Source organism: Oceanobacter sp. 4_MG-2023 (assembly GCF_030689165.1).
Classification (GTDB): Bacteria; Pseudomonadota; Gammaproteobacteria; order Pseudomonadales; family Oceanobacteraceae; genus Oceanobacter.
The window spans coordinates 22,230-32,976 of sequence record NZ_JAUYVV010000031.1 but is presented as its reverse complement, the minus strand read 5'-3'; the positions used below and the strand labels follow the sequence as shown (position 1 = coordinate 32,976).

11 protein-coding genes are annotated in these 10,747 nt (G+C 54.2%); 8 read left to right on the top strand and 3 right to left on the bottom strand.

Translation table 11 applies throughout. From position 1 onward, the window contains the following. Window positions 1-73 precede the first annotated feature (73 nt). A complete protein-coding gene (locus Q8W24_RS15760) occupies window positions 74-526 on the top strand; it encodes a hypothetical protein (RefSeq protein WP_305475913.1) in 453 nt (150 codons plus the stop codon). Between the two features lie 297 nt (window positions 527-823). On the opposite strand, the gene Q8W24_RS15755 is transcribed toward Q8W24_RS15760, so the two are convergent. Next, window positions 824-2,056 carry a LysR family transcriptional regulator gene (locus tag Q8W24_RS15755; protein WP_305475912.1) on the bottom strand — a complete coding sequence of 411 codons (1,233 nt, stop codon included), beginning with the start codon at window positions 2,054-2,056 and terminating at the stop codon, window positions 824-826. A 216-nt stretch (window positions 2,057-2,272) separates the two neighbouring features. Here Q8W24_RS15755 and Q8W24_RS15750 point away from each other — a divergent pair, with 216 nt between their 5' ends. The 7 genes from Q8W24_RS15750 (at window position 2,273) to Q8W24_RS15720 (ending at window position 9,107) form a co-directional block, all read left to right on the top strand. Continuing rightward, the gene (locus Q8W24_RS15750; RefSeq protein WP_303432593.1) at window positions 2,273-3,283 is read left to right on the top strand and encodes an amidohydrolase family protein; all 1,011 of its coding nucleotides are present in this window, start codon (window positions 2,273-2,275) and stop codon (window positions 3,281-3,283) included. A gap of 46 nt (window positions 3,284-3,329) precedes the next feature. Then, window positions 3,330-4,007 (top strand): 4-carboxy-4-hydroxy-2-oxoadipate aldolase/oxaloacetate decarboxylase, encoded by a 678-nt coding sequence (locus Q8W24_RS15745; protein ID WP_303432592.1) that lies wholly within the window; start codon window positions 3,330-3,332, stop codon window positions 4,005-4,007. Next, window positions 4,000-5,091, top strand: coding sequence for a 4-oxalomesaconate tautomerase (locus Q8W24_RS15740; protein ID WP_305475911.1), 1,092 nt, complete (start codon window positions 4,000-4,002; stop codon window positions 5,089-5,091). Before Q8W24_RS15745 ends, Q8W24_RS15740 begins: the two co-directional genes overlap by 8 nt. Window positions 5,092-5,211: 120 nt before the next feature. Next, the gene (locus Q8W24_RS15735) at window positions 5,212-6,081 is read left to right on the top strand and encodes an amidohydrolase family protein (RefSeq protein ID WP_303432589.1); all 870 of its coding nucleotides are present in this window, start codon (window positions 5,212-5,214) and stop codon (window positions 6,079-6,081) included. Between the two features lie 46 nt (window positions 6,082-6,127). After that, a complete protein-coding gene (locus Q8W24_RS15730; RefSeq protein ID WP_303432587.1) occupies window positions 6,128-6,493 on the top strand; it encodes a protocatechuate 3,4-dioxygenase in 366 nt (121 codons plus the stop codon). Then, on the top strand, window positions 6,486-7,325 hold the full coding sequence (locus Q8W24_RS15725) for a class III extradiol dioxygenase family protein (RefSeq protein WP_303432586.1): 840 nt from the start codon (window positions 6,486-6,488) through the stop codon (window positions 7,323-7,325). The genes Q8W24_RS15730 and Q8W24_RS15725 overlap by 8 nt, the downstream gene beginning before the upstream one ends. 717 nt (window positions 7,326-8,042) lie before the next feature. After that, complete coding sequence (locus tag Q8W24_RS15720; protein WP_303432585.1) at window positions 8,043-9,107, top strand: 3-deoxy-7-phosphoheptulonate synthase; 1,065 nt, start codon at window positions 8,043-8,045, stop codon at window positions 9,105-9,107. Between the two features lies 1 nt (window position 9,108). Here Q8W24_RS15720 and Q8W24_RS15715 read toward each other — a convergent pair whose 3' ends face one another. Then, window positions 9,109-9,867 (bottom strand): sulfite exporter TauE/SafE family protein, encoded by a 759-nt coding sequence (locus tag Q8W24_RS15715; protein ID WP_303432583.1) that lies wholly within the window; start codon window positions 9,865-9,867, stop codon window positions 9,109-9,111. A 72-nt stretch (window positions 9,868-9,939) separates the two neighbouring features. Then, window positions 9,940-10,743 (bottom strand): PepSY-associated TM helix domain-containing protein, encoded by an 804-nt coding sequence (locus Q8W24_RS15710; protein ID WP_305475910.1) that lies wholly within the window; start codon window positions 10,741-10,743, stop codon window positions 9,940-9,942. Window positions 10,744-10,747: the final 4 nt, after the last annotated feature.

The following is a 10,747-nucleotide window of genomic DNA, read 5'->3' as shown; positions in this document are numbered from 1 at the left end:
AAATGGATTTTACTTCCTATTATTCAAGTAGTTACGGTGATTTCCCAGAAACCGGCTTGCCCAGAAACCGCGCATGCGCACTAATAAACTATTATATTTTTTCAAGGTGAATATGGGCGTTATCATTCAGGAAGAGAAAACAGGTTGTGGCATCGCTTCGGTAGCAAATATTGTTGGCTTGCCATACACAGAGGTTAAAGCGAAGGCTAACTCAATTGGTATATATGCTGATGATGACAAGCTATATTCTGATACGGAGTACGTCCGTAGCTTGCTTAATGAATACGGTGTTAAGACAGCGAGTGTTGAAACGCCATTTGAGAGCTGGGGAGAACTACCTAACTTGGCTCTGTTGGCAATTAAGTACCATGAAGAAAATGGTCGTCCATTTTGGCACTGGGTCGTATTTGAACGAAGCTTAGAAGAATCAAAAGTCTTAGACTCAGCGGCGTATTTAACTGAAAATATAAGAACTGACTTCCAAACAATGGAACCAAAATGGTTCATCGAAGTAACAAAAATATAACAATCAGCAGCATAGGAAAACAATAAAAGTGGCCAAAGAGCCGGCCACTTTTATTGTTGCCCATGTGCAAAGCGTTATATTTCCGAGTATGAAACTACTAACGAATAAACGAATAAACGAATAGATGAGATTGAGGGTGCTCTAGCAGGCTGTTGATTTTATTCCTGATGTCTACTGGCTTCGGTCTGAAAGCTGGTTTTTCCACAGGCTCGTTCCCTGTCGCTTGCTGTTTTGTACAGGTTAGGGGAGTGACACAGAAAAATGAACACTCCCTTGGTTGCTGGCGCCGGTGCGGTATTACTGGTCCCGGCAGGCCGCTGCCTGTTCGCGCAGAATATCGAGAAACTGCATCTGGCTGGGAGTTGGCTGCCAGTTTTGTCGCAAGGTAATACCAATGGCCCGGCGAGTATCTTCAAGGCTGACGGGTAACACCGATAACAACCCGCTATTTAATTCCTGTTCGATCTGGTGAGTGGAGATCAGCGTCAGGCGGTCGCTGCCACGCAGTAGTTCACGAGTCAGAATCTGTGAGCTGGATTCGACCAGTCGTTGCGGTGGTTGAATATCACATTGGGCAAACAGGGTTTCAAAGGCTTTGCGTGTCGGAGTGCCATTGCGGGGCACAATCCAGGGGTAGTGCGTCAGGTCTGTCAGTGTCGGAGAGGATGCCGCATTGGTGGCGGCGATCAGCAAGGGATGCTCTGGGCGACAGATAATCGCCAACGGCGGAGAAAGCAGTTCTTCCTGGATTACGTCATCGACCGGTGGCGGAAAACGCAGGGCACCAATCAGAAAATCGAGGTCGCCATGGCGCAAGTGATGCAGCAGGTCATCATAGGGGGCGTCCACCACCTGAATATCAATATCCGGGTGCCTTTCGCTAAACCGAATAATGGCTTCAGGCAGAATCGAGGTTCGCGCCAGTGGCATGCTGCCGAGTACGATTTTACCCACTTCCCGAAACTGTAGCGCACTGACTTCGGAGTAGCCCTGGTACAGCTCCGAAAATGCCAGCTTGGTGGCACGGGCCAGAGCCTGGGCTGCCTTGGTGGCGCTGATGCCGGTACTGGTCTTTTCAAACAAGGGCACTTGCAGCAAATGCTCCAGCTCGCGGGCAGCCCGATGTAACGATGATTGTGAGACGCCCACCGCCCGGCTGGCAATGCTGAAGTTTTCTGCTTCGGTGACGGCTACCAATGCCTTGAGCTGGGTAGTGGTCAGTAACGACACCATCTGTTGCGCCGATTGGGTACGGCTGCCAGAGCGTAATGCTTCGCGGGTGCCTTGCAGCAAGCAGGCAATACAGCGTTCGACCCGGTTATACCAGACCTCACCGGAGGCGGTGGGGTACATGCCTTCGGCCCGGCGATCAAATAATCCGGTTTGCAGCATGGTTTCCAGTCGCGCCAGTGCTTGGGTGATGGCTGGCTGCGACAGAAAGACTCTCGGAGCCGCCTTGCTGATGCTCTTTTGTTCGGCTACTTCCAGAAAAACGCGCAGGTGCCGCAGGTTGGGTATAACAAAATCCATCGCTTGCTCCAGAGCTTCGAATAAACAGGTCTATATCAAAATCCAATATTGTAACAGTGAAATTGAAATAGCCAGCCCGGCTGCTCAGTTCCTACCATGGGGGCATTATCCAGGTCGTTGGGTGCCTTTGGCATTCACGGACGTGCGGTGCGCTGTTTGCCTGTGCCGCTGGTACAGGCCCTGCGGGCCACTCCATCAACGAGTGAGAGAAGAATAATGATCATCGATTGCCATGGGCATTACACCACGACGCCGCCCGGCGTCGGCGAATACCGCGATCAGCAAAAAGCAGCGGTTGCGGCGGACCCTCTGTTCAAGGGTGAAAAAGGCACGATCAATATCACGGATGATGAGATTCGCGAATCGATCGTTAATAATCAGTTGAAGCTGCAGCAACAGCGCGGCACTGACCTGACCATTTTCTCTCCTCGCGCCAGCTGGATGGGGCATCACGTTGGTAACGAATACACCAGCCAGTACTGGACCGAGCATCAGAACGATATTATTCGCCGGGTGTGTGACCTGTTCCCGGAGAATTTTGTCCCGGTAGCCCAGTTACCGCAATCACCGGGGGTCGACCCGGCCAAGTCGGTGCCTGAGATTGTTCGTACCGTCGAGGAAATGGGCTTTATCGGTATTAACCTGAACCCGGACCCCAGTGGTGGTTTCTGGAATGGATCATCGCTGGCGGATCGGGCGTTTTATCCGATTTACGAAAAAATGGTTGAGTACGATATTCCCGCCATGGTGCACGTATCGGCATCCTGTAACGACTGTTTCCATACCACGGGTTCCCATTATCTGGGCGCCGATACCACCGGCTTTCAGCAATTGATGATGTCGGATGTGTTCAAGGATTTCCCTGAGCTGAAAATCATTATTCCTCATGGCGGCGGTGCGGTGCCTTATCACTGGGGGCGTTTCCGTGGGATGGCCCTTGATAAGGGATTTGAGCTGGAAGAACGGGTACTGAACAACGTGTATTTCGACACCTGTGTGTATCACCAGCGCGGCATTGATTTATTGCTCGATGTTATTCCGACCAAAAACATCCTCTTTGCCTCGGAAATGATTGGTGCGGTACGCGGCATCGACCCGGATACCGGCCACTTCTTCGACGATACCAAACGTTATATCGATGGGAACACGGCGCTGTCTGCGGCCCAGAAAGCCGACATCTTCGAGCACAACACTCGTCGCGTTTTCAGTCGCCTGGTACTGCCGTAATCAACTGGCCGGTGTGCCGGTGTGATAGACCAAAGGAAGCAACAGCATGAAAGAAACAGTCGTAGTACAACATATTGAACGGGCCGACCAGGCCGTGATTGATGGTCTGGCGGAATGTGGTGTGGCCACGGTTCATGAAGCCCAGGGCCGTGTTGGTTTGCTGGCGCATTACCTGCGCCCGATTCAACAGGATAAAAGTGTCGCCGGCTCCGCCATTACCATCTCTGGTGCCGCTGGTGATAACTGGATGATGCACGTTGCCATTGAGCAGTGTCAGCCCGGCGACATCATGGTTTTTGCGCCGACTTCACCGTCGATTCATGGCTTCTTTGGTGACTTGCTGGCGACCTCCGCCCAGTCACGCGGGGTGGTCGGACTGATTATTGATGGTGGCGTTCGGGATACCCGTGATCTGCGCCAGATGGAATTCCCGGTGTGGTCAAAAGCGGTCTTTGCGGAAGGCACCATCAAGGAAACCGTTGGCTCGGTCAACGTGCCACTGGTGTGTGCAGATGAACTGGTTTATCCCGGTGACGTGGTGGTGGCGGATGACGACGGCGTTGTTGTTGTGCGCCGTGAACAAGCCGCCGCGGTGCTGGAAAAAGCCCGTGCCCGTATGGCGCTGGAAGAATCCAAGCGTGTGCGAATGGCCAACGGCGAGCTGGGGCTGGATATTTATGACATGCGTGGCCGCCTGCAAGACAAAGGCCTTAAATATGTCTGAGGCCCGCACCTTCGATCCGATTGACGGGGTGCGCTGTATGTGGATGCGAGGTGGCACCTCAAAAGGGGGCTACTTCCTGGCGCAAGACCTTCCGGCTGATACGGCCGTTAGAGATGCGTTTCTGTTACGGGTCATGGGATCTCCAGACCCGCGTCAGATTGATGGCTTGGGCGCAGCCGATCCCTTAACTGCCAAAGTGGCCGTGGTGCAGCGTTCCGAGCGTGAAGATGCCGATGTGGATTACCTGTTTCTGCAAGTGTTTGTGGATCAGGCCATCGTTACGGATGCGCAAAACTGCGGCAACATCCTTGCAGGAGTTGGCCCGTTTGCGATTGAACGGGGCCTGGTTGAAACCACCGGTGAAAACACCGATGTGCGTATTTTTATGGCCAACACCGGACAAATTGCCACGGCTCGGGTTCCGACGCCTGAAGGCAAGGTCAGTTATGTTGGCAACGCCCGTATTGATGGCGTGCCCGGTTGTGCCGCAGCCATTCCCGTTACCTTTGCCGATACCGCCGGTTCCAGTTGTGGTGCCTTGTTGCCCACCGGTCACTGTGTGGATGTGATTGATGGCGTTGAGGTTACGTTGATTGATAACGGCATGCCCGTGGTGGTTATGCAGGCTGCAGACATGGGTATTTCCGGTACCGAAAGCCGTGAAGAACTGGAAGCCAACGATGACTTGCGAGCGCGGTTGGAGTCCATTCGTTTACAGGCCGGGCCATTGATGAATCTGGGGGATGTGAAAGACAAATCCGTGCCCAAGATGACCATGGTCAGTGCTGCCAGCAACGGCGGAGCCTTGTCGACCCGGACTTTTATTCCTCATCGCTGTCATGCCTCGATTGGGGTGTTGGGCGCGGTCAGTGTGGCGACAGCGGCGGTGTTACCCGGCTCGCCGGCCGCTGCTGTTGCCTGTGTGCCGGAGGGTCAGCAGAAAACCCTGGCGGTCGAGCATCCGATCGGTGAAATGACCGTGATTCTGAATATGGACGACGGCGGTAACGTTGCTTCGGCGGCCTTGCTGCGTACGGCCCGCAAACTGTTTGATGGCGATGTGTTTGCGCATCCCAACGAATAAACCGGCTGCTTTTATGGGAAGGGACAGTGCTGAACGATCCGTATCTGTCCGTTTCTGCTGGTGTGTGCCAGCCAATAAAAGTGCCAATAATGACCCGATAAAAACAAGGGCGACCTAATTATGATGGATCCAGATTACCTGCCATTTCATGCCAACCCGAGCAAACCAGAGTTCAAGACACCGGCTGGCGCGGTTGATGCGCACTGCCATGTTTTTGGCCCGGCGGCACAGTTTCCGTACCACCCGAAACGTAAATACACTCCGTGTGATGCTTCGAAAGAGCAGCTGTTTGCGCTGCGCGACTACCTGGGCTTTGAACGTAATGTGATTGTTCAGGCATCCTGCCATGGCACTGATAATGCGGCTCTGATGGATGCTCTGGACAGTGCCGGTGAGCTGGCCCGTGGGGTGGCTGTGGTTGATCCTGCGATTACGGTGGAAGAGCTGGAAGCGATGGACAAGGCCGGTGTTCGCGCCGTGCGTTTCAACTTCGTCAAACGCCTGGTCGATACCACGCCAAAAGCAGTGTTCCTGTCGGTGGCTGAAAAGATCAAGCCGCTGGGCTGGCATATCGTGGTGTACTTCGAAGCCCCGGACCTGGAAGAGCTGATTCCATTTCTGAACGAGCTGGATACCACCATTGTGGTGGATCATATGGGCCGCCCGGATGTTGCCAAGGGAGTGGATCACCCGGACTTCCAGCGCTTTATCGATATGATGAACAACAATGACAAAATCTGGGTCAAAGTTACTTGCCCGGAACGCCTGACCCTGACGGCGCCGGATTATCGCGACGTTGTCCCATTTGGCAAAAAGCTGGTCGAGCTGTTTCCTGACCGGGTGTTGTGGGGAACCGACTGGCCACATCCGAATATGAAATCCCATACCCCGGATGACGGCAAGCTGGTGGATGTTATCCCGATGATTGCCCCGACTGCCGAGCAGCAGCAGAAACTGCTGGTGGATAACCCGATGCGTTTGTATTGGTAATCAGCCCTGGCGTTCTGCGTCCGACCTAATCAGTGAGAATACAGTCATGTCAGACAATCAATTACGAGCCGTCGAGGGCACCATCCACTTTGATGGCCCCATGGCCACCAAAGGCTTCAGGTTCAACAAGATGTGTTATTCGTTTAACAGCGAAGACAACCGTCAGGCGTTCCGTGACGACCCGGAAGCCTATATGGAGCGTTTTGGTATCTCCGACGAACAGCGGCAGGCGGTGCGAGACCAGGACATCATCCGTATGCTGGAGTTGGGCGGCAGCATCTACTATATGGCTAAATTTGCCATTATCTTTGGCTGGAACATGCAGATCATTGGCGGTATGCAAACTGGCCGTACCACCGAAGAATTCAAAGCATACCTGGAGAGCCAGGGGCGAGGTAAGCACCATGGCTAAGCTGATCGGTGGTATTACCACCTCACATATCCCTGCCATTGGGGTGGCGATGGATAAACATCTGGAAGACACCCCTTATTATCGGGATCTGTTTGCCATTTACCCTCCCATTCGAGAGTGGTTGCAGCAGGAAAAACCGGATATCGCCGTGTTGTTCTATAACGATCACGGCCTGGAAATGTTCCTCGACAAAAAACCGACGTTCGCCATTGGTTGCGCGCCGGAATACCACAATGCGGATGAAGGCTGGGGGATTAACCCGATCCCGCCAGTGACGGGTGAAACCGAGCTGAGCTGGCATATTGTCAATCATTTGATCGACAATGATTTTGACCCGACCGTGTGTCAGGACATCAAGGTCGATCACGGCGCTACCGTTCCGCTGACGTTGCTGTGGCCGAACTTTACCTATCAGGGTATCAAGGTGATTCCGGTCAGCATCAACTGCGAACGTCATCCGATGCCCAAACCATCCCGCAGCTATGCCTTTGGCCAGGCTATTGGTGATGCCATCCGCTCCTGGGACAGCGACCAGAAGGTTGTAGTACTGGGTACCGGCGGCTTGTCGCATCAGCTTGATGGTCAACGTGCCGGGATACTCAATGGTGATTTTGACAACGACTGCATGGATAAACTGGTTAACGACCCGGAAGCCCTATGCCAGTACAGCAACGCCGACCTGATTGAAAAAGGCGGTGCGCAAATGGTCGAACTGGCAATGTGGATGGCCATGCGTGGCACCATGACCGGCGAAGTGAAAGAAGTGTTACGCAGCTATGTGTCACCGATTTCCAATACCGGGGTCGGTGTGCAGCTGCTGGTGAATACCTGAGCCGTATCAACTTCGGCTCCATCGGCAAGTGTGGTTGGCGGTGGTGACGATGTTCTGGCCGTGTCTGCTCCCGGTCATCGCTCTCCTGGGACGATGATTTATTATGGGCAGGGGCGGTCTTTTTTGACGAACTGTCTGGATGTGCTGTCTTGAAAGCTATGCCGGGCTTTCAGCCAGTATTCACCCTGTGAATACCATATACAGCACAGAATATTGATATTTATGGTTGCAATTCAGACATTCGGGATTAGGATAAACACATCACCTGAACAAATGCCCCGGTACAACAATGAACCCAGCACGGTTACAGCAACGCTTGAACAGCTCTACGACCCCGGTCGCAGCGGCGAGCCTGTGCCTGAGTGATGTCAGCGTGGCGTATTGGTGGTTTGGTTATGACTATTTTAGTCAGGAGCCAGGCTGCCCGTAGTGTTAACAGAACACCCGGCAGTTTGGCTTCAAGCCAGCTGCCACCGGAAACCCCGATTGGCAGCAGGCTGATCGGGGTTTTTTTATGATTGTTTTTCACAGGATTCAGTTCGAGGTTGCTATGCAAGTATTGGCAAAACTCAAAATTTCTCAAGCTTGCACCAGTCTGTGCGGCTTCTGGTTGTGGCGATTTAGCTGCGGTGATGTGCGGGCGCGATATTGGCGCTGGCCCATCACCGGACCACAGCAAAGACACCATATCCAGTAAAAAATTTGAGGAATAGCAACATGACAACATCTACTTTGACTTCCCGTTCTGCCAGTAGCAATGACCCGGCAGTCCGACCGATTACCACCCCCGCCATGCTCAAGGCCCGTATGGCATTGAGTGATGGCCTGCGTATCCAGATTGAGCAGCAACGCCAGCAGATTCGCAACATCCTGAACGGTGATGATTCACGCCTGCTGGTGATTACCGGGCCTTGCTCCATTCATGATGAAACCGCCGCGCTGGATTACGGCCAGCGGCTGGTCGCCCTGAATAAAGAACTGGGCGACCGTCTGCTGATTGTGATGCGCGCCTACGTCGAGAAACCACGGACGCATGTGGGCTGGAAAGGACTGGCTTACGACCCGGATTGTAATGGCGAAGGCGATATGCAAGCCGGACTGGAGCGCTCCCGCAAAGTGATGCTGGCACTGGCCGAAATGGGTTTGCCACTGGCAACCGAAGCATTGAACCCGCTGGTAATGATGTACCTGGACGACCTGATCAGCTGGACGGCCATTGGTGCCCGCACCGCGGAGTCACAGATCCATCGTGAAATGGTCAGCCATCTGGGTATGCCCACCGGATTGAAAAATGGCACCGACGGCTCCATGATGACAGCGATCAATGCCATGGTGGCCGCCCGTCATAGCCACCACACGCTGGGGGTGGATTGCCATGGTCAAATGGCCATGCTGACCACTCCGGGCAATCCGGATACCCATATTGTCCTGCGTGGCGGCAATGGCCTGACGAACTACGATGCCGACAGCATTGCATCGGCACAACAGCAGTTACAGGCGGCTGGCTGTCATGTTGGTGTACTGGTGGATTGCAGCCATGCCAATGCCTGCAAGCAGCATCGTCGCCAAACCGCCATTGCGCTGGATGTGGTGGCGCAGCGGCTGGCAGGTAATGAGCGGATTCTGGGGGTGATGCTGGAAAGCTTCATCAACGAAGGCAACCAGAAAATGTCGGCCAATCTGGTGTACGGCCAGTCCATTACCGATCCTTGTCTGGGATGGGATCAGACCGAAGTCCTGTTGCGTGAAATGCATCAGCAACTGGGCGAGATCAAACCGTGACTCACATACTCTGCCAGCCCTGCCAGAGCAGGCGCAGGGCGAGCAGAGTAACCACAATCCGGAAGGTCTGTTTAAACCAGCGGCCTGGAATACGGTTTAACAGTTTTAGCCCCAGCCAGGTGCCCATGGTGCCACTGAGAACCATCAGCAGCACCAGTGGCAGCCACTCCCAGAAAGCAAAACCAATGGTGCCGAATACCACAGCCTTGAACGAATGTTGCAGCGTCATACAGGTCGCAAAGGTACTGGTGAGCTGTAATTTGCTGTAGTTGTTGCGATGCACAAAACCGGCTACCAGTGGCCCGGTGGCACCAACAAACATGGTGAGGAAGGTTGTCAAGGCGCCGGCAAATACCCGTCCTGTTGAGCTGAGCTGACGTTTGCCTGGCTTGTTGCCCCACACCAGAAACAGAATAAAACCCGCCACCGCAAACTGAATCAGGTACAGCGGCAATTGCACCACGACCACACTGGCCAGCCCGGCCCCCAGCAATGCCCCGATACTGAAATACCTCAGCATGGCCCAGTCGATATGACGCCAGGTCATCACCATGCGATTACCATTGGAACCCAGCTGCACCAGACCATGTACCGGAATCAGGGCGTTGACGGGTACCAGTGACGCCATGACTGCCAATAGCAGCAGGCCACCACCAATACCGACGGCAGCCGTCATCAGTGACGTAAACCCGGCCACTGCGATCAGGATAATGGCCGCTGTCAGCGACAGGTCGGCGGGAGTGAGCAGTTCAAGCAACATGGCCAGTATCTCCGTTGACGATCGGGTATCGGTATTGTTAGCAAGGTGGCGTTTTGCGGTGATGTCTAAAGGTTACATTCCGGGCTTGTGGCGCCGCGGCTTCTGTCGACTACAACCATGACGACCATGACGTCCGCCGCGTTTTAGCCAGGCGCGTTTCAGCCAGGTGAGGGTACCGCTCAAGGCCAGAAATATCAGCACAAGGCTGACGGCATCCACCACCCAGACGCCCACCTCGCCAAACAGACGGCCGCTGTGTAAATCCAGCAGCAAACGTTCGCGGGAAATCCCCGGCAAGGGCTTGTCCCTGTTCAGAGACTCGACCAGTTCAGCAGGCAAGGGAGTGAGAGTGGCCCAAGGCGAGTCCGCTGTCGGGACGGATTCGGGCGGTAGTGGTTGCCAGCTCCAGCTGTTGTTATCGAGATAATAGGGTGGGCTGGACAGCAGCAGGGCATCTTGATCCGGCAGCATGCCCAGTGTGCTGGCTTGCAGTGGCAGACTGCCCAGTTCTTCAACCAGTTGGCCATCAGGCAAATACAGGGCAATGCGGTTATTACACAGCAGGGCAATGGTTTCTTGCCAACGCAAGGCACCCAACAAGGGCTGATCGCAATGGCCGATGGCATCGTGATCCAGATACAGGGTGTCGCCAACCTGACTGACCCAGTGATCCCCAGCGGCAAACCCTTGCTCGACAGTGGTGTCCTGAATGCCATACAGCCAGGCGATCCAGGAGGAATAGACCGGTGTTTTGGCCCATCCCAGTGACTGGCTGTGATTGATCAGGATGCCGGTAATGGCCAGCATCAATAGAACCGGCAGGATGATCAGGCCGCCGCGGCGATGCCAATGAATCAGAAAAGGAACAAGTTTCAAAACA